Annotated in this window: 18 protein-coding genes; 1 reads left to right on the top strand and 17 read right to left on the bottom strand. The window is 45.4% G+C overall.

Annotated features, from left to right (window positions below):
* The first annotated feature begins 4 nt into the window (after positions 1-4).
* Entirely contained in the window at positions 5-2083 is a 2079-nt protein-coding gene (locus tag ACYRYY_RS11705; protein WP_460216491.1) for a TonB-dependent receptor, read from the top strand.
* A 74-nt stretch (positions 2084-2157) separates the two neighbouring features.
* Here ACYRYY_RS11705 and prfA read toward each other — a convergent pair whose 3' ends face one another.
* From prfA to fliF, 17 genes are all read right to left on the bottom strand, one after another.
* Positions 2158-3228: a peptide chain release factor 1 gene (prfA, locus tag ACYRYY_RS11700; protein ID WP_460215791.1), complete on the bottom strand. Its 1071-nt coding sequence runs from the start codon at positions 3226-3228 to the stop codon at positions 2158-2160.
* A 175-nt stretch (positions 3229-3403) separates the two neighbouring features.
* Positions 3404-4300 carry a DUF1385 domain-containing protein gene (locus tag ACYRYY_RS11695; protein WP_460215790.1) on the bottom strand — a complete coding sequence of 299 codons (897 nt, stop codon included), beginning with the start codon at positions 4298-4300 and terminating at the stop codon, positions 3404-3406.
* Between the two features lie 497 nt (positions 4301-4797).
* Positions 4798-5505, bottom strand: a complete 708-nt coding sequence (gene thyX / locus ACYRYY_RS11690; protein ID WP_460216490.1) for an FAD-dependent thymidylate synthase — start codon at positions 5503-5505, stop codon at positions 4798-4800.
* A gap of 53 nt (positions 5506-5558) precedes the next feature.
* Entirely contained in the window at positions 5559-5771 is a 213-nt protein-coding gene (rpmE, locus tag ACYRYY_RS11685) for a 50S ribosomal protein L31 (RefSeq protein ID WP_460215789.1), read from the bottom strand.
* Between the two features lie 285 nt (positions 5772-6056).
* Complete coding sequence (locus ACYRYY_RS11680; RefSeq protein WP_460215788.1) at positions 6057-6203, bottom strand: hypothetical protein; 147 nt, start codon at positions 6201-6203, stop codon at positions 6057-6059.
* Between the two features lie 16 nt (positions 6204-6219).
* Positions 6220-6366 carry a hypothetical protein gene (locus ACYRYY_RS11675; RefSeq protein WP_460215787.1) on the bottom strand — a complete coding sequence of 49 codons (147 nt, stop codon included), beginning with the start codon at positions 6364-6366 and terminating at the stop codon, positions 6220-6222.
* Positions 6367-6382: 16 nt separating this feature from the next.
* Complete coding sequence (rho, locus tag ACYRYY_RS11670; protein WP_460215786.1) at positions 6383-7624, bottom strand: transcription termination factor Rho; 1242 nt, start codon at positions 7622-7624, stop codon at positions 6383-6385.
* Between the two features lie 213 nt (positions 7625-7837).
* Positions 7838-8644: a pyruvate, water dikinase regulatory protein gene (locus tag ACYRYY_RS11665; RefSeq protein ID WP_460215785.1), complete on the bottom strand. Its 807-nt coding sequence runs from the start codon at positions 8642-8644 to the stop codon at positions 7838-7840.
* Between the two features lie 2 nt (positions 8645-8646).
* Positions 8647-10614, bottom strand: a complete 1968-nt coding sequence (gene ligA / locus ACYRYY_RS11660) for an NAD-dependent DNA ligase LigA (RefSeq protein WP_460215784.1) — start codon at positions 10612-10614, stop codon at positions 8647-8649.
* Entirely contained in the window at positions 10605-11795 is a 1191-nt protein-coding gene (locus ACYRYY_RS11655; RefSeq protein ID WP_460215783.1) for a peptidase U32 family protein, read from the bottom strand. The genes ligA and ACYRYY_RS11655 overlap by 10 nt, the downstream gene beginning before the upstream one ends.
* Before the next feature lie 177 nt (positions 11796-11972).
* Complete coding sequence (locus tag ACYRYY_RS11650) at positions 11973-12599, bottom strand: O-methyltransferase (RefSeq protein WP_460215782.1); 627 nt, start codon at positions 12597-12599, stop codon at positions 11973-11975.
* Positions 12600-13082 (bottom strand): MotE family protein, encoded by a 483-nt coding sequence (locus ACYRYY_RS11645; RefSeq protein ID WP_460215781.1) that lies wholly within the window; start codon positions 13080-13082, stop codon positions 12600-12602. It lies immediately after the preceding gene.
* Positions 13075-13512, bottom strand: coding sequence for a flagellar export protein FliJ (gene fliJ, locus ACYRYY_RS11640; RefSeq protein ID WP_460215780.1), 438 nt, complete (start codon positions 13510-13512; stop codon positions 13075-13077). The genes ACYRYY_RS11645 and fliJ overlap by 8 nt, the downstream gene beginning before the upstream one ends.
* A gap of 4 nt (positions 13513-13516) precedes the next feature.
* Positions 13517-14824 carry a flagellar protein export ATPase FliI gene (fliI, locus tag ACYRYY_RS11635; RefSeq protein ID WP_460215779.1) on the bottom strand — a complete coding sequence of 436 codons (1308 nt, stop codon included), beginning with the start codon at positions 14822-14824 and terminating at the stop codon, positions 13517-13519.
* On the bottom strand, positions 14802-15662 hold the full coding sequence (locus ACYRYY_RS11630; RefSeq protein ID WP_460215778.1) for a FliH/SctL family protein: 861 nt from the start codon (positions 15660-15662) through the stop codon (positions 14802-14804). The genes fliI and ACYRYY_RS11630 overlap by 23 nt, the downstream gene beginning before the upstream one ends.
* Positions 15663-15683: 21 nt before the next feature.
* Positions 15684-16685, bottom strand: a complete 1002-nt coding sequence (fliG, locus tag ACYRYY_RS11625; protein WP_460215777.1) for a flagellar motor switch protein FliG — start codon at positions 16683-16685, stop codon at positions 15684-15686.
* 1 nt (position 16686) lies between these two features.
* Positions 16687-18351, bottom strand: a complete 1665-nt coding sequence (fliF, locus tag ACYRYY_RS11620; protein WP_460215776.1) for a flagellar basal-body MS-ring/collar protein FliF — start codon at positions 18349-18351, stop codon at positions 16687-16689.
* Between the last annotated feature and the right edge of the window lie 14 nt (positions 18352-18365).

Genomic DNA, 18365 nt, shown 5'->3' with positions numbered 1-18365 from the left:
TTTGATGAGAGCTTTAACCCTTGCAGCTTTTTTATTTGTTTTTACCGGAGCTGTATATGCCGATAATGAAATTTATCAGCTGGATGATGTGACAGTGACAGCGGAAAAGCGCGAAGGAAATGCACAGAAGACAGCAATACCAATGTCTGTAATCAATGAAACAGATATTGAAGACTACAATATAAACAAGATATCAGATCTTTCACTGTACATACCTAATCTTATGTTTCTTAGCTCCGGAAGACTGGACGGAGGTTCATTTAATTACAGAGGGCTCGGCATGTTCGGCATGTCTGTACTTACAGAGCGGAGTCCGGTTGTAGTGAATATTGACGGAATCCCGCAGGAATCCCGTTTCGGTCTCAGTGCTGATTTCGGAAATGTTGAGCGTGTGGAATTTCTGCGCGGACCACAGGGAACTCTGTACGGGAAAAATGCGATGGCAGGTGTTCTCAATATTATCACTAAAGACACATCCAACGAATTTTCCGGCAAGGTAACAGCCCACGCAGAGGAGCATGACACATTCGGAGCCGGTTTTCGGATAAACACACCTGCGGTGGAAGATAAACTATTTTTCAGTATGTCAGGTTCGTACGAAAAAACAAAAGGCTGGATGAAGGATCATACACCCGGTGGTGAAAAAGACTGGAACAATCTGGAGACAAAAAACATATCACTGAAAACAGTCTACAGGCAGGATACAACATTTAAGGCATCACTCCAGTATTCATACAGCGATTCAGACGCCGGTAATGCTCCTTACATATCAGGCACAAGGAATATAACATATGATATAACCACAGACTTTAAAAACCCTGAATTCAAAGCACACACCCATAACACTGCTTTTAAGGCTGATTATGCCGCTCCGGCATTCGACGTAACATCAATAACCACTTTCAGAAGTACACACAGTGAATCTCAGCAGTATTTCGGACAGCCTGTTTACGGAGGATTTGACAATATTGATGAAGATGTCTTCACTCAGGAATTCCGTTTTTCATCACATGATAATTCAAACGGCTTTAAATGGCTTACAGGTTTGTTTGCTTCAACAGAAGACATGAAACGCAAGAATACAGGCTACACATTTGATATGTCATATTACGGTTACGGTGTTGTAACTTATGATTATCCTGTTTCGATCGAAAGTGAAATCTATTCAGCGTTCGGTGAGGTAAGCATACCGCTTTTTGTTCCTGAACTCACCCTGACACTCGGCTCAAGATATGAATATGTCAAACGTGATATGGATCATGGGTACATAGTTACCTACCATGATTTAAGTAATACAACCTCAGAGAATTATGACATAGATGGTTCATGGAACGCCGTACTTGGCAAAACGGCATTGGAATATAAATACAGCAAAAACCTGCTCCTTTATTTTTCTGCCTCACAGGGTTATATGCCGGGCGGTTTCAACTATACAGAAACAAATAAAGAATTTGCAGCATTCGATGAGCAAAAATCCATAGACTACGAAATTGGCTTTAAGTCAACTGCTATGGATGGCAAACTAATGTTCAATACTAATCTTTTCTATAGCAAATACAAAGACTTACAAATATCAGAAGAAGCTGCCCCAATGAAATTTGTGGTTTCAAATGCCGGTAAAGCGCATGCTCAGGGGGTTGAAGCTGATTTTGCTGCCAGACTCACCAGAGAAATTCACATGTTCGGAAGTCTGGGAATCATAGAAGCAAAATACGATGATTATAAAGAAAACATGGGAAGCGGCCTGGAAAACTATAACGGAAACCACATGACCAATACTCCTGCTTATACTGCAGATTTAGGTATAAAGTACCGTAATAAAGCAGGAATCTTTGCCATGACAGATATTCACAGATTCGGCAAGACCTATTTCAGCAAAAATAATTCAGACCATTTTAAGCGAGATGAAATTACTCTTGTAAATGCTAAAATAGGTTGGGAAACTGAAAGCGGATTTGAAGCATATGTTTACGCAAGAAATCTGTTTGATAAAGAATATTTTACCGAAACGGTAGAAGAATATAACCTTTTTCTTGCGGCTGAACCGAGAACAATAGGAGTTCAGGTAGGCTACAGGTTTTAATATTTGAAACGGGGCTGTTATCGAAGCCCCGCTTCTTTATTTATACTCAAAACCAGTTAATTACTGAGGTTGTTCTAAAGCCCGGCCTCTTTCAAACGCTCTGCCTGATCAAAGGAGAAGAGTGCGTCAAGAATGTCGTCCATCTCCCCTTCCATAAAGCGGTCAAGGCTGTATGAGGTTACATTTATACGGTGGTCGGTAACTCTGTTCTGGGGGTAGTTATATGTCCTGATTCTTTCACTTCTGTCACCGGAACCTACCTGAAGCTTTCTGCTTTCAGCACGTTCATCAGCCTGTTTGCGGATTTCGATCTCAAGTATCTTGGACTTAAGATGCTTAAGTGCCTTCTCACGGTTTTTAATCTGGCTTCTTTCATCCTGACAGGTAACAACAATTCCCGTGGGAACGTGAGTCATACGCACTGCGGAGTCGGTTGTATTGACGTGCTGTCCGCCCGCTCCGCTGGCACGGTAAACATCCACCTTAATATCGGCTGGGTTAACATCTATCTCAACATCCTCAGCCTCCGGCAGAACAGCAACAGTACAGGCGGAAGTGTGTATACGCCCGCCGGATTCCGTTTCAGGGATACGCTGTACTCTGTGACCGCCGGATTCATATTTCAAGCGGCTGTATGCGCCTTTTCCCTTAACCATGAAAACGACTTCTTTGTATCCGCCTACTCCGGTTTCGTTGAAGTCAATAAGCTCTGTTTTCCAGCGCTGATTTTCGGCATATCTGCTGTACATACGGAAAAGAGCCGCCGCAAACAGAGAAGCCTCATCACCGCCTGTTCCTGCACGGACTTCCACGTATATATTCTTTTCATCGTAAGGATCTTTCTTAACCAGCAATAGTTTAAGCTCTTCACCCAAGGTTTCGAGTTTGTCTCTGCCTTCTTCTATCTCCATCTCCGCAAGCTCACGGAGGTCAGAATCATTTGAGGTTTCAAGAATGCTTTTCGCTTCGGCTATGGATGCCTTAACAGCTTTATACTCTTCATATTTCTCAACAACTCCCCTAAGCTCCGAATGCTCTTTGGCGAGTTTCTGAAACGCTTTGGGATCCTTTGCCGCAGAGGGATCATTTACTTTACGGGTGAGATCTTCATACCTGATGACTACTTCTTCCAGTTTGTCGAACATTGTTTATTCCTGAATATATTTTAAGCCCGCATCTTCTGCGGTGAATTTATGTGTTGCAGCTTATACAACCTCAACTTACAGCCTTAATCTGCACGTCCTATCAGATTAAGGCACACGTTCGCACCTTGCAAAACAAGGCTTCACTTCGCACGGCGCAGCCCCTTCATTGGGGCTGTTATACAATCTCTACATTCTCCGGCAGCTCCTGATCAAGGGCTGCCTTGAGGGAGATGATGGCTATTTCAAGCTGTTTATCGTCCGGTTCTCTGGTGGTAATTTTCTGTACCCAAAGTCCGGGAGTTATAAATATTTTAAGCAACGGATTGCCGCAATGGCGTCCGCTGAATTTCAGTATTTCGTACGATATTCCGGCGATAAGGGGGATAAAAACGATCCTTGCGCCGAGCTTTATAAGAAAATGCGAATCATTCGGTATGAGCGAAAAAGAAAGGATGCATACCGCCATAACAATGATGATAAAGCTTGTTCCGCATCTGGGGTGGAGTCTTCCCATCTTACGGGCATTTTCAACAGTGAGATCCTGACCGGCTTCAAAGGTGTATATAACCTTGTGTTCCGCTCCGTGATACTGAAAAACCCGCTGAATATCCTTGAAAAATGAGATTATCCACACATACAGCACAAAGAAAATAACCCTGATAACACCGTCTATGGCGTTATACAGAAGGGACGATGTTTCCACAGCGGGAAGGATATGCCTACTTAAATCCGTCAGCAGCAGAGGAAGATAAACAAACAGAAGTAGACCGAGACCGAGACCGCCGACCATGCTGAAAAACATGCCTGTTTTGCTGACCTGCTCCTCACCCTCGCCGGAGGAATGATACGCACTGAAGTTAAGAGCTTTTATACCGAGAACCAAAGCGTCATAAAGAGCTATCAATCCACGGAGAACAGGTTTTTTCAGCCATTTGTTCCTATCGAGACTGACATCCTGTTTTTTAATTATTATATTGTCGTCAGGTTTCCTGACAGCGATCACAAATCTGCTTGGGGCACGCATCATAACACCCTCAATAACCGCCTGACCGCCTACATCGAATTTTGCCATTATATTTTCCTCATTTATATCAACATCAAACTGCTCAAAAAAACTTACATCCTGTAGTTTTTTATCGCACGCAGCCTGCGGAGCGAAGCTCCTTGCTGCTTACGCTACGTTATGCGTTCCTCGCATCCGCTGTGGTACGCACTCCGCGGTCACATCCGTGTGACTAAGCACCCTCAATAACCGCCTGACCGCCTACATCGAATTTTGCCATTATATTTTCCTCATTTATATCAACATCAAACTGCTCAAAAAAACTTACATCCTGTAGTTTTTTATCGCACGCAGCCTGCGGAGCAAAGCTCCTTGCTGCTTACGCTACGTTATGCGTTCCTCGCATCCGCTGTGGTACGCACTCCGCGGTCACATCCGTGTGACTAAGCACCCTCAATAACCGCCTGTCCGCCTACATCGAATTTTGCCATTACGCCTTCCTTATAAAAATATCATGGGATAATATATACGATTTTGAAGATACTTAAAGGTTTAAAAAAAATACGCTAGCGATCTTTTTCTGAAAGGAGGGACTTGTACTTCGCTCTGACTTCTTTTGCCTTTCCGCAGGTGAAAGCACCTTCGGGGCACGCACCGGAAACACAGCCGGGACCGGAGTCCTTGAATATTGAAGGAGCAACCCGGACGCACTCAACAAGCATAAGCTCGGACATTTTTCTTATTTCCCACTGCGCTCTGTTGCAGCAACGAATACGGAAAAAGTGTATAAGCTCACGGGCATTCATTGTAACAATAATTTTGGTTTCGCATGCGTTCGGCAGAACATAACGTGCATCTTCAGCCGGAATGCCTTTTGAAGCGAGAAGATCATAAGCCTTTGCGATCTCAGCCATAATACGTTCAAACTCGCGCTTTGAATCTTCATCTGCCGAAATGGTTTCAGGTATGATGTATTCAAACCCGCCGCCATGCTTTACGTATCTCTGGGATTTCTGGGAATAACTGGCTATTCTATGCCTTACCAGCTGATGAGTCAGGGCTCTGGATACACCTTCAATGCCGAAGGTGAATGAGACATGTTCAAGGACTGAATGGTGTCCGATGGAGACGATTTTCTCAATGAATTTCTTCTGTTCTGTAGAAGAAACTTTTTCAAAAAGATCATCGATACCTGCATCGGAGTAGCAGAGCTTGGCGGCCATAGCCGCCGTGAGTTCACCGTTTGCGGTGCAGTTGAGCAGGCGGACATTTATTTCCGCCGGCTTCAAGTCAGCAGAACCGCTTTTCTGCCCGCACATCTGTGAAATTAACCCTGAGATTTACCGTATTTCTTCATGAATTTCTCAACACGTCCAGCCGTATCGAGGAATTTCTGTTTGCCTGTAAAGAAAGGGTGGCATTCAGCACAAATAGCAACAGTTGCTTTAGCGGGGTTAACTGTGGATTTAGTTTTAATTTCGTTTCCGCATGCGCATTTAAAAACCACTTCTTTGTAATCAGGGTGGATACCTTTTTTCATCTTACGTACCTCTATATTTATGATGCAAAAAAGCCACATTCAGTAGTTTTCTGCATATATTTCTTTTATCAGAGCAGCCTATATAAAATAGGGCAACCGCTCTTATGGGTCAAGGGTGCAATTTATACCACAACCGCAAACCCTTTTCAAGATCATATTCGCAAAAGCGCAAATACACCTGACATAGTCGCAAAAACAAGCGTCCTGCTGTTTTTGCTTATCGCTTCGCCCGAAGAAACTTCGGGCTTACTCCGCTGCGCAAGCCGCATCCTGCGGTTTAGAGCGTTATTTGCCCATAGATTCAAGGAAACCGATATTGTTCTTCGTTCCCTTCATTTTATCTGGCATAGTCGCAAAAACAAGCGTCCTGCTGTTTTTGCTTATCGCTTCGCCCGAAGAAACTTCGGGCTTGCTCCGCTGCGCAAGCCGCATCCTGCGGCTTAGAGCGTTATTTACCCATGGACTCAAGGAAGCCGATATTGTTCTTCGTTCCCTTCATTTTATCTGACATAGTCGCAAAAACAAGCGTCCTGCTGTTTTTGCTTATCGCTTCGCCCGAAGAAACTTCGGGCTTGCTCCGCTGCGCAAGCCGCATCCTGCGGCTTAGAGCGTTATTTACCCATAGACTCAAGGAAACCGATATTGTTCTTCGTTCCCTTCATTTTATCCAAAAGGAATTCCATGGCATCCACAGAGTTCATGCTGCTGAGGAAGCGGCGGAGAATCCATACTTTATTGAGTTCGTTTTCGCTAAGGAGAAGCTCCTCCCTTCTGGTGCCTGATTTATTAATATCAATAGCAGGGAAGGTTCTTTTCTCAACAAGGCGTCTGTCAAGGTGAAGCTCCATGTTACCTGTACCTTTGAACTCCTCAAAGATAACCTCATCCATCCTTGAGCCTGTATCAACAAGCGCAGTACCGATGATAGTAAGGCTGCCGCCCTCTTCAATATTCCTTGCCGCTCCGAAAAACCTTTTAGGCTTGTGCAGAGCGTTGGAGTCCACACCACCGGAAAGAACCTTACCGCTGGGGGGTTCGATGGAGTTGTAAGCTCTTGCGAGCCTTGTTATTGAGTCAAGGAAGATACAAACATCACGTCCGTGTTCAACAAGCCTTTTTGCTTTATTAAGAACCATTTCAGATACCTGAACGTGTCTGTATGCCGGTTCATCAAACGTTGAGCTGATAACCTCTGCATTGACAGATCTCTGCATGTCGGTAACTTCTTCGGGACGTTCGTCTATAAGAAGGATGATCATGTAAACATCGGGATGATTTTTGGTTATGCTGTTTGTGATTGACTTAAGAAGCATCGTTTTACCTGTTTTTGGGGGGGCAACGATGAGACCCCTCTGACCTTTACCGATAGGTGAGATGAGGTTCATTATCCTTGTATCATAATGAGTGGGAAATGCCTCAAGCTCAAGCCTCTCTTCGGGAAAAAGAGGGGTAAGGTTCTCAAACAGATTTCTCTGTCTGGAAGGTTCTTCAAAATTTACCTGCTCAACCTTAAGCAGAGCAAAGTATTTTTCATTATCTTTAGGGGGTCTGATCTCCCCTGCTATTGTGTCACCGTTGCGAAGACCGAATTTCCTTATCTGGGCAGGCGAGACATATATATCATCGGGACCCGGCAGGTAGTTGTAGTCAGTCGATCTGAGAAAGCCGAAGCCGTCGGGCAGAATTTCAAGCACGCCCTGACCAAAAATGTGTCCGTTCCTTGCGCTTGTGGCTTTGAGAATCTCGAATATAAGCTCCTGTTTAAGCAGGCTGGCTGAGTTCTCTATCTCGACCGAGTTGGCAATGGCAACAAGATCCTCGATCGATTTTTTCTTCAAATCGTTAAGGTTCACTTATTCACCTCATATAATTTTAAACATAATACTCAGGTTGAAATAATTTGATTTTTTAAATTAATAACCCGGATTTTCCTGTGTGATTTTTCCGCTAAGTTAAATAGGGTGAGACATGCCTTGATGGCTGTGTACACCAAACTTTATAGACAGCTTTATCCCGTGTCAAGAGTTTTTTACCGCACAATGTGCGCTCATGGCGGTTTATAAAACTTATAGTTCCATGTCCCGCCCAAAGACGGAATGTATTATTTCTCTTGCTGTTTCTTCGATGGATTTATTTGTAGTATCAACAATATGCCACCTTCTGTTTTTGCGGATAAGCTCATACACGAACTCAACTTCTTCAAAAATTTTGCGCATATCATTGTATTTACTCTGTGTTTTATAATGCTTAAGCCTTGCAGTGCGGACTTTTTGCAGCACCTCCGGCTCCATGATGAGACACACTACTTTGTTGGGATCAACCTTAAAAACCTCTTCAGGAATAGGCACTTCAGGTACTAAAGGTATATTCACCACCTTGAACCCCTGCTGGGCAAGGAAAAATGATGTGGGGGTCTTTGACGTTCGGGAAAGACCGAGAACAATAATATCCGCATCATCAAGTCCCACGACTATTTTACCGTCGTCATGGCTGAGAGTGAACTCCACCGCATCAATCCGCTTGAAGTATTTTTCGTCCACTTTACGAAGAACACCGGGACTTTCTGTGGCTTTTCTGCCCAGAAACTCTTCAAGCTTATCAATTGGCGGTCCGAGAATATCATAATGCAGTATGCCGTGTTCATGGCAGAATGAATGGATAGTATCCCGGAACTCTCTGATAACAGTGGTGAAAGCCACAAATCCATTATCCACCCTTGCGTGTTCAAGAATAGCTTTAAGCTTATCCAGCTTATCCACCATGGAATAGATTGTGAACTTAACCTGCGGGTCTTCAAACTGAAGAAGCGCCGCTTTCATGATGTTAAGGGCGCTTTGCCCTGTTCCGTCCGATAGTATGTAAATTCGCTTCAAAATCAGCCCCGTCTTGCCATATCAAGCAGCTCGTCCTCTGATAAAACTCTGACTCCGAGCTTGTTTGCCTTGTCCAGCTTGCTTCCGGCTTTTTCTCCGGCAATGAGATATGACAGATTTTTACTTACTCCACTTGCTATTTTCCCGCCCAGATTTTTGATCAGTTCTTCAAACTCTGCTCTCGGACGGCTTAGTGTACCTGTTATGAGAAATGTCTGCCCCTCAAAAATTCCGCCAGATTCTTTTTTTTCAGCCTCGAATTTGAGTCCGGCTTTTTTTAGGGCATCTATCAGATTTATGTACTTCGGCTGCTGCAAGGCTTCTGTGATGTCCTTTGCCACCAGCCCGCCTATGGAGTAAACCGCAGTAAGCTCATCAAGGGTTGCAGTTTTAAGTCTTTCGATACTGCCGAACTCCTGCGCCAGAATCTCCGCTGTGCGCACGCCCACAGAAGGAAGACCCACAGCAAAAAGAACCTTTTCAAAGGGCTTGTCTTTACTTGCCTCAACAGCTGCTGTGAGGTTATCCACAGATTTATCACCCAGACCATCCATGGTCCGCAGTGCATCATAGTTCATTGTATAAATATCCGCAGGGGTCTTAAGCATTCCAAGATCCATAAGCCTGTCTATGAGCGATTCGCCGAACCCTCTTATATCCATAGCATTACGGGCGGTAAAGTGCCTCAACGCTCCCCTTGCTGTGCCTGTACATTCCGGATTAACGCATCTGAACGCCACATCCTCACGCACAAGCTCATGGTGACATACCGGACATTTTTCAGGAAACGGAATATCCTTCTCTTCACCTGTTCTTTTCTCTGTGAGAGCTGCCGTAACCTTGGGGATCACGTCTCCGCCTTTTTCAAGGCTCACATAATCGCCTATTTTAATGCCGAGCCTTGTTACCTCATCCATGTTGTGCAGAGTTGCTCTGGAAACTGTACTTCCGCTGACCTTTACCGGTTCAAGTATCGCAACAGGGGTAACGGTGCCGGTTCGTCCCACCTGAAACTCAACATCAAGCAGCTTGGTAACTGCTTTTTCCGCAGGATATTTATAAGCAATAGCCCATTTCGGCGCCTTGATAGTCACTCCCAACCTGTCCCGAAGGCGGTAGTTGTCCACCTTGATCACAGCACCGTCTATATCATAGCTTAAGCTTTCTCTCTTTGTTCGGATAAATTCTACATGGGCTTTAACTTCTTCTGCCGTCCGACAGAATTTCACCATATCGTTCACTCTGAAACCCATATTTTTCAGGCGCATAAGATCAGCAAAGTGGCTTTCCCCCTGCCCCTTATCCAGACCGAAGGCAAACATGCTCAAATTTCTCTTGGCGCACTCTCTGGAATCCAGAAGCTTCAGGCTTCCGGCAGCAGAGTTTCTCGGGTTGGCAAAAAGCGGCAGACCTTCCGCCTCACGCTTTTCATTCAGTTTATCAAACGACTCCACGGGCATGTATATCTCGCCCCTGACAATCAGCCGCTCTTTCACATCTATAACAAGGGGCACTGCCCTGATAGTTTTAACATTATGAAGGATATCCTCTCCGACCGCACCATCGCCTCTTGTTGCTGCTGTGATGAGTCTTCCGTTTTCGTATGTAAGGCTGACTGATGCACCGTCTATCTTGGGCTCAACCACAAATGGGGGCTTTTCCAGAGTTTCCTTATAAACAGTGGCGATAAAGCTGTCCAGCTCCTCGTCACTATAGGTGTTGTTGAGGCTCATCATCCTCACTTCGTGGCGTATGCTCTCCAGCCCCTCAACAGGAGGAGCGCCCACACGTTTGGACGGCGAATCCTCCCTAATCAGTTCGGGGTGTTCCGCCTCAATATCCAGAAGCTTTCTGTAAAGCTGGTCGTACTCATAATCGGTGATTACCGGAGCGTCATTGACGTAATAATTTATATCGTGCTGTTTTATCTCTTCTACAAGCTTGTCGTACTGGTCTTTTGTTATTTCCATCGTCTTAATATGCTCCCGTCAGGCAGTTCATCAGGCAGTTCCATGCTGTAGCGGTAGTTTGGTCTTGTGGCTTCAACAGGCGCACCCTGCTCATCAGTCAGATTTGTCACTTTGTACGGTATCACTTCCAGAAACGGAGTCACAAACTCAAGCTCCTCTCCTGCAAGGAATTTGTTCTTCGCAAGCATCTCACCCTGTTCCACAGAGCCAAGAAATTCACTTTCCTGTATGTAGTTGGCGTTGGCATAGTTCATGGAGCCGCTGTCCGTATCGCCTTTATAAAAACCTGCGGTGTAGCTTCTGTGGGTAACGCTTGTCAGCATTTTCATCCACTCTTCCTTCACTTCATACCCGTCCGCATCCGCCATAGCCCAGTCAAGTGCGGTTCTGTATGTACCCGTAACAAGAGCCACATACATTATGCTTTTCATCCTGCCCTCTATCTTGATGCTTTTTACGCCCGCCTTCACAAGCTCACCCAGATATTCTATCAGGCACAGATCCTTGCTGTTATAGAAATATGTTCCTCTCTCATCTTCCACCACCGGAAAATATTCACCCGGTCTGGACTCCTCAACAAGAGAGTATTTCCACCTGCAAGGATGGGTGCAGAGTCCCGCATTGGCATCCCTTCCGGTCATATAATTGCTTATGAGACACCTGCCGGACATAGATATGCACATCGCACCATGGACAAATACCTCAATCTCTGCCTTGGCTTTCCTGCATATATAGGCTATCTCCTCCGCAGAAAGCTCACGGGCGAGAATAACCCTCTCCGCCCCAAGCTCCGCCCAGAAATCAACAGCGGCAAGGTTAGTAACGTTTGACTGCGTGCTGATATGAACAGGAGTCTTCAACCCCATGTCCCTGATAACTTTAAAGACTCCCGGATCGGAAACTATCATCGCATCCGGCTTCACAGACTCAAGATTGTAAAGATACTCCCTCAAACCATCAAATTCGGCATTACGGAGATAAGCATTAACAGTAACATAACCCATCTTCCCCTGACCATGCAGATAAGAAAGAGCCTCCGCCAAATCATCCATGCCGAAATTGCCCGCCTTCGCACGAAGACCGTAACCCGTTCCGGCAAGATAAACCGCATCCGCACCATAGCGGACAGCATATTTTAATTTTTCAAAATTCCCCGCAGGGCTTAAAAGTTCGACTGACATTATTTTTTATTTTCCTTTTTTTGGTTTTTTATCTCACGGGAGAACTTTTTGGAACAAAGTTCCCCCGCACCCCCTCAAAAACTCAAATTAAGTTTCTCTGGGAGAGAGCTAAAGAGAACACTTTATTTGTATAAAGAAAGGGTTCTCTCTTCATGAAAATAATAATTATAAAACCATTCAAAAATTTACCAGCAAAACACCTGAACCAACAGGCAGCAGGGTAGACGATGCAGGCATATCTGCCTTGATCTCTTCGATGAAGTTGAGGAGTTCGTCACGTCCCTGGCGGTATTTTTTGGGGACTTCCGCTGTTTCCATAGCAAGCATGCCGAAAAGGAGGACATCATCGAACACTACCAGTCCGCCTTTGTTCACTCTGTTTTTAACAGTCTGCCACATCAGGGGGTATATTCGCTTAACAGAGTCGATAAACACCATATCGTAAGTATCCGTTGTGCGGTTAAGGTAATCGAAGGCGGATTCATTGATAAATTCGACATTTTCAAGCTCGATACACAGAGTTTTCGCCACCGCCACACGGTTCGGGTTATGATCTATCCCCGTAATCACTGCCGAAGGGCACCCTTGTTTTATATAAGTTGTAGATGTGCCGATTCCGCTCCCTATCTCAAGGACGGATGCGGGTTTAAGCACAGCAGCAAGTATGCGGAGAAGCTCCCCTGTTTCAGGTTCAACAGACGGAACATCATGTTTTTTGGCATAGTCGTGCATATCTTCATTTTTTGCCACGACAGTGGAGCGGATGTATTCAAGGATACCGGGTATTAATATATCGTTTTTCATTTACTGACCAAGATTAACTTTTTCGGGAGTAAGTTTTTCCGTTATCTGCGATGCCTTTTCAGCATCGATTTTGCCCAGTGCAGCCATAATCTTTCCTGCATTCATAGGAGGAATTCTGCGGATAAGCTGAACGGCTTTGTCAGTGTCCATTTTAACAAAAATTTCAGCAGCTGACTTAGGTTTGGTGGATGAATATATTCTGGCGAGAGCATCAAGGTTTTCATCCTCACTGGACTGAACCTCGTTGAGCCTTTTGGTGATTGTGTCCTTAATCCCGTTGAGTTCGTTCTCTTTAGCGATAAGCTCTTCCTCAAGTGCTTTCAGACGTTTTTCCTTATCCGCCAGTTCCATTTCCTTTTTCTTGAGTTCCTGTTCCTTTGCCTCAAGCCGTGCGGCAAGGCTCTGTATGTCCACTATGCTTTCCGCCTGTGCTGTAAACACAGTGAGAAGCATAAAAAGAACTGCAAATTTAAGTTTATTCATTTCTGCCGCTCCTTGATACTATCAGCTCATCTATCATTTTCATCTCTTCCTTATCCAGATATGCCGCATAATCTTTTACATGCTTTTCTTTCAGCTTTATCAGAATTTTATGATTGTTCATTGCCTGAACTGTTTTTTTCTTCTGCCGTTCAACAACGATGCGGGCATCATACACCATGCGTTCCATGGTTTTCCTGTGCCCTTCCAGTTTGAGGATATACTCATCATACATCCTCACAAACTGAAGCTGTCCTTTCAGCTTGGCTTCTTCCTTCTCGGCGTTCTTCTGTTTTTCTGTTTCAAGCATGTTTTCAAGCTGCACAGTGAGAGTTTTCAGTTTGTTCTGAAACTCGCCGAGCTTATTTTTTTCAAGCTCATAGATCCGCTCTCTATGCTCCAAAACCTTTTCCAGCTTGAATTTTGCGTTCATAGCATCATCCCGCCGTTATCTCATTCAGCTTGTTTCGGGCTTCCTCGTAAGTAAAGTTTTCATCAATCCCCTGACGAAGAAAATCGTTTATGCGGTTTATTTTAAGGATCGCCTCATCAATTCTGGGGTTGCTTCCCCTGACATAGGCGCCGATGTTGATCAGATCCTCCGCCTCACGATATGCACTAAGCAGATCTCTGAATCTACCTGCGGATGCGAAATCTTCTTTTGTTACAATCTCTTTCATCAACCTGCTGGCGCTCATCAGAATATCTATAGCAGGATAATGGTTGCGTGCGGCAAGCAGCCTGTCCAGCACTATGTGTCCGTCGATAATAGAACGGACAGAGTCGGCTATGGGGTCGTTCATGTCGTCCCCCTCCACAAGCACAGTGTAGAGTCCTGTTATAGCGCCTTCTCCTTTTTTTGTTCCAGCCCTTTCCAGAAGCTTGGGCAGAAGTGCAAATACAGACGGAGTATAACCCTTTGATGTGGGCGGTTCACCCACCGTAAGTCCTATTTCCCTCTGCGCCATGGCGAACCTTGTCACAGAGTCCATCATAAACATCACGTTTTTGCCCTTTGCCCTGAAATACTCGGCAACTGCCGTGGCAACAAAAGCGCCGAGTTTTCTTACAAGGGCGGATTGATCACTGGTGGCGACTACGACTACGCTCCGTGCCAGACCTTCAGGACCAAGATCTCTTTCAACGAACTCACGCACCTCTCTGCCTCGTTCACCAATGAGAGCAATAACGTTTACATCCGCTTCTGTATTTCGGGCTATCATGCCTAAAAGCACCGACTTACCAACGCCGGAACCTGCGAAAATACCAACCCTCTGTCCTGAACCGCAGGTCATGAGAGCATCTATGGCTTTTACTCCGGTGGATATTGATTCACGGATTATTTCCCTCTCAAGAGGCAAAGGCGGCTGGGAATACACCTTAGTCAGTTCGTAGTCCTGAACCGGTCCTTTTCCGTCAATAGGCTCGCCGAGACCGTTAAGAATACGCCCCAGCATATTTTCAGATACCCGCACGGTGTTGCCAAGAGCAGTGTTATGCACTCTACTCCCCGGAGCGATTCCTTCGCTGTCGCCGTAGGGCATCAGGATTATTCTATTGTCATTAAAGCCGATTATTTCAGCAAGAACAGTGTCGCCCCCGCTGCCTTCTATGGCGCATCTTGTTCCTATGCCGAGAAGAGGACCATCTGCCTCGATGGTGAGCCCGATTATCTTCGTCACCCTGCCGGATATTACAATCTCTTCCCTTGCGTTTATGTGTCTAAGTCGATTCAAGTTCTTCATAAATCAGCTTCTTAAAATTTTCCAGCATGGTTTCTATGGTGTAGTCCATTTCCCCTATGCTGGTGTCTATTTTCAGCCCGCCCTGCGTAATTGCCGGGTCGGACACCGCCTCATAATCGGGAAAAGCTTTAAGCACAGTATTAAGATCGTCAGGATTCACCCTGAAAACAACACGGCTCAGTTCATGAAGGCTTGAGAGGCTCTTTTTTATGACAGAAACAATCAGACGCCCGTTCGTTTTTCTTTCTGCACCTATTAGCGTTTCCAGAAAGTGTGTGAGCATTTCAGGCAGGGCACTGTCAAGCTCCTTTACGGCAGAATCAAACGCTCCCGCCTTGGAGATAACTTCCTTGTAAGTTCCCTGAAGCATCTGGATGTAATCGTCTTTTTCTTTATTATACTTACTGCGGGCGTTATCCGCCGCCTCAAGCATCCCTTTTTTATATCCGTCATTAAAGGCTTTTTCATATTCAGCCTTCAGCAGTTCCTGTATCTTCTCCTCATCAAATGCAGGAGGTTCCTCTTTAATTACAGCCTCTTCAAATACCGCTTCGGAAAACTCTTTCTGTTCCTCCTTCACGGGTTCAGGTTCGGGCTCCTGCTTTTTATCAAAATTTTCAAGAAAAACGGAAGATTCGCCGACTATCCTCGCCTTACCGAGGTTTACGGCTGTATCGAAATTAGCAAAAAGAAAAGGGATCTCTCCATTGACGGCATTGGTATCTTTAAGTTTTTCAAGCGCAAAGACTTTTTCTCCACGCTCCACATCCCCGAAACTGGTGATATCCATTTCAGTAAGCTGTTTCTGTCTGTTTTTGCCGTAAATTTTTCTGGACATAATTCAATCCGGTGGGAATAGTTAAACGTACTGTTCTTCCTCTCCGCCGCCGAGGTTAATAACCCCTTCCTCGTCGAGTTCACGTACAATGGCGACAATCTCGTGCTGGGCTTTTTCCACCTCTTTGAGCTTGACGGGACCCATGTAATCCATTTCCTCACGCATAGTTTCCACTGCACGTTTGGACATATTTCTGAAAAAGCGTTCTTTGGTATCGTCGTCTGCTCCCTTGAGGGCAAGGGTGAGCGCTTTTTTGTCTGCTTTTTTGAGGATTTCCTGAATAGCCACATCGTTCAGCTCTCTGATATCCTCGAATACGAACATCATATCCCGTATTGCTGCAACCAGTTCCGGTGCTTCCTTCTCCAGTTTTTCCAGAGTTGCCTTGCTTGTTACCCTGTCCATACGGTTGAAAATTTCTGCAACGGATTTTACGCCGCCGACCTCAACATTGTATGAAGAAAGAGACTCAAACCTTTCCTCAAGCACTCTGGAAAGGGTTTTTACAACCGTAGGCGATATATCCTGCAGGTTTGCGATTCTAAGTGTTATCTCGGCCTTAAGCTCTTCCGGAAGCTGCGCCAGTGACTCCGCCGCATGGCTGGGGTCAAGGTGGGCGAGTATCAGTGCGATTGTCTGCGGGTGTTCTGTCTGTATGAATTTAGCAAGCTGCTTAGGATCAATCTTAGTAAGGAACTCAAAGCCGCTTGACTGTTCCATCATCTTGGTAAGGCGGTCGATAATCTTCCTTGCACGTTCAGGGCCAAGAGATTTAACAAGAACGCTTTTAGCGTACTCAAGACCGCCCTTGGCGATGAACTTCTTGGCAAGCATCATGTTGTAAAATTCTTCTATTGTTTCGTCCATCTCCTCAGGGGGGATGATCTTGGTCATGGCGATCTCTTTTGAGATCTCCTGCACCTCGTCATCATCAAGATGAGCGAAAATAGATGAAGAAATTTCTTCACCGAGGGCGATTAATACCGCTGCGGCTTTTCTGATACCTGAACCGGAAAGACTCATGTCAACCTTTCAACATTGATTTTATAATATTTGCCGCACCTTCGGGATCCTCTTCGCAGAATTCCTCTATCTTCTTCAGCATTACCTTAGACTTAACGGCGTCTGTGTTCATCGGTATGCTTTCATCAAGCTCCTGCTCAACCTCTCTTTCAAGTTCTTCGAGGGTTTTGGGGAAGCCGGCGCTGTCTTTCAGGGTGACATCCACAGAATCGAGCGCAGAGGATACTGTAATGGTCCCGTCGTCGTTGTAGGTGACGGTCTTGTCGAGTTTTTTGAGAATACGCCTGACCACGGCAAAATAAAACAGAAGCAGAATAATAACTGCAAGGGCATATTTGGATGCTATGGTTATGAGTTCCACTGTTTTTTCTCTCTTGAGCAGAAGCTGTTCCTGCTGCTGTTCGGAGGTATCGAATGAGATATTTGTCACCTCCACCTGATCGCCTCTTGCCTGGTCAAAACCGACCGCTGTGGCAACAAGGGCACGGATGGAGTTAAGTTCATCCTGTGTTCTTGGAACACTTTCTGTTATCTGATTTCCTGTTGTATTATCAGTGCGGAAAACATTCTTATTATCCACAACAACTGCAACGGATATTTTCTTTATTGTCCCAAATGCTTTCACTTCTCTGGTGACGGTTTTGTCTATTTCAAAGTTTGAACGTTCTTCTGTGTGTTCATAGGATGAGTTTGTGTTGCCGCCCAGTACCTGCGGCTCTGCAAGGTTGGATTCAACTCCGGGGACGCCCTGCGGACCTCCGGGAGCGTTAGAGCTGATGGTTTCTATATTTTCCGATGACCGGATTACAGGCTCACGCCCGAACTCTTCTCTGCTGGTTTCTCTCTTGGAAAAATCTATCTCCGCAGTAACCTTCGCCACAGCTCCGGTTTCGCCGAGAGTTCTGCCGAGTATGCCGTATAGCTTTGATTCAAGCTCACGTTCAATGCGCCTCTGGTATTCAAGCTGCGTCTGGGTCATCATTACGGGGGAATGTTCTTCATCGAGAAATTCGCTCAAGAGTCTGCCTGTGGTATCCACAATCTGCACGCTGTCTGTGGTCAGCCCTTTGACAGCGCCCGAAACCAGTGAGCTTATCGCTTTAACCTGCTCCTGGTTGAGGTTTGCCCCTCTTCTGAGCTTTATAACAACAGCGGCTTTTGCAGCCTCCTCTTCGGAGATGAAAAGTCTGTTTTTGGGAATGGTAAGATGAACCCTCGCCTCTTCAACTTCATTGAGACTGCTTATGGTTCTGGCAAGCTCACCCTGAAGGGCACGTTGATAATTGACATCCTGAAGGAATTCCGTCATTCCGTATGATGATTTATCGAAAAGCTCAAACCCTGCTCCGCCGCCTCTGGGCAGACCTTCACGGGCGAGTTCCAGCCTCATGTCATAAACCAGCTCCTGCGGAACTTCCACCGTTCCTCCGCCTTCCTTAAGCCTGTACGGAACATTGCCTTCTTTGAGTTTTTCAATAACCAAAGGGGCATCGTCAGCGTTCATATTGGCATAAAGGGTTTTATAGACAGGTCTGTTTGCCCAAATAAGAAGGACACCCAGAGTAACAAGTACAGCGCCTAAAGCTGCACCGATGGAAATTTTCTGAACAAGAGTCAGTTTCTCAAAAATATCTTTAAACTGAGTTACGACGTCTTGAAGTGCCATTTGCCCCTGTAATA

Source organism: Geovibrio sp. ADMFC3 (assembly GCF_054687035.1).
The sequence above is the reverse complement of the archived record's forward strand: the minus strand, read 5'-3'. Positions and strand labels throughout refer to the sequence as shown.

Coding starts and splice junctions, on each gene's coding strand:
- ACYRYY_RS11705 (WP_460216491.1), top strand. CDS start 5: ATGAGAGCTTTAACCCTTGCAGCTTTTTTATTTGTTTTTACCGGAGCT.
- prfA (WP_460215791.1), bottom strand. CDS start 3,228: ATGTTCGACAAACTGGAAGAAGTAGTCATCAGGTATGAAGATCTCACC.
- ACYRYY_RS11695 (WP_460215790.1), bottom strand. CDS start 4,300: ATGGCAAAATTCGATGTAGGCGGTCAGGCGGTTATTGAGGGTGTTATG.
- rpmE (WP_460215789.1), bottom strand. CDS start 5,771: ATGAAAAAAGGTATCCACCCTGATTACAAAGAAGTGGTTTTTAAATGC.
- ACYRYY_RS11680 (WP_460215788.1), bottom strand. CDS start 6,203: ATGCGGCTTGCGCAGCGGAGCAAGCCCGAAGTTTCTTCGGGCGAAGCG.
- ACYRYY_RS11675 (WP_460215787.1), bottom strand. CDS start 6,366: ATGCGGCTTGCGCAGCGGAGCAAGCCCGAAGTTTCTTCGGGCGAAGCG.
- ligA (WP_460215784.1), bottom strand. CDS start 10,614: ATGGAAATAACAAAAGACCAGTACGACAAGCTTGTAGAAGAGATAAAA.
- ACYRYY_RS11655 (WP_460215783.1), bottom strand. CDS start 11,795: ATGTCAGTCGAACTTTTAAGCCCTGCGGGGAATTTTGAAAAATTAAAA.
- ACYRYY_RS11650 (WP_460215782.1), bottom strand. CDS start 12,599: ATGAAAAACGATATATTAATACCCGGTATCCTTGAATACATCCGCTCC.
- ACYRYY_RS11645 (WP_460215781.1), bottom strand. CDS start 13,082: ATGAATAAACTTAAATTTGCAGTTCTTTTTATGCTTCTCACTGTGTTT.
- fliJ (WP_460215780.1), bottom strand. CDS start 13,512: ATGAACGCAAAATTCAAGCTGGAAAAGGTTTTGGAGCATAGAGAGCGG.
- fliI (WP_460215779.1), bottom strand. CDS start 14,824: ATGAAGAACTTGAATCGACTTAGACACATAAACGCAAGGGAAGAGATT.
- ACYRYY_RS11630 (WP_460215778.1), bottom strand. CDS start 15,662: ATGTCCAGAAAAATTTACGGCAAAAACAGACAGAAACAGCTTACTGAA.
- fliG (WP_460215777.1), bottom strand. CDS start 16,685: ATGAGTCTTTCCGGTTCAGGTATCAGAAAAGCCGCAGCGGTATTAATC.
- fliF (WP_460215776.1), bottom strand. CDS start 18,351: ATGGCACTTCAAGACGTCGTAACTCAGTTTAAAGATATTTTTGAGAAA.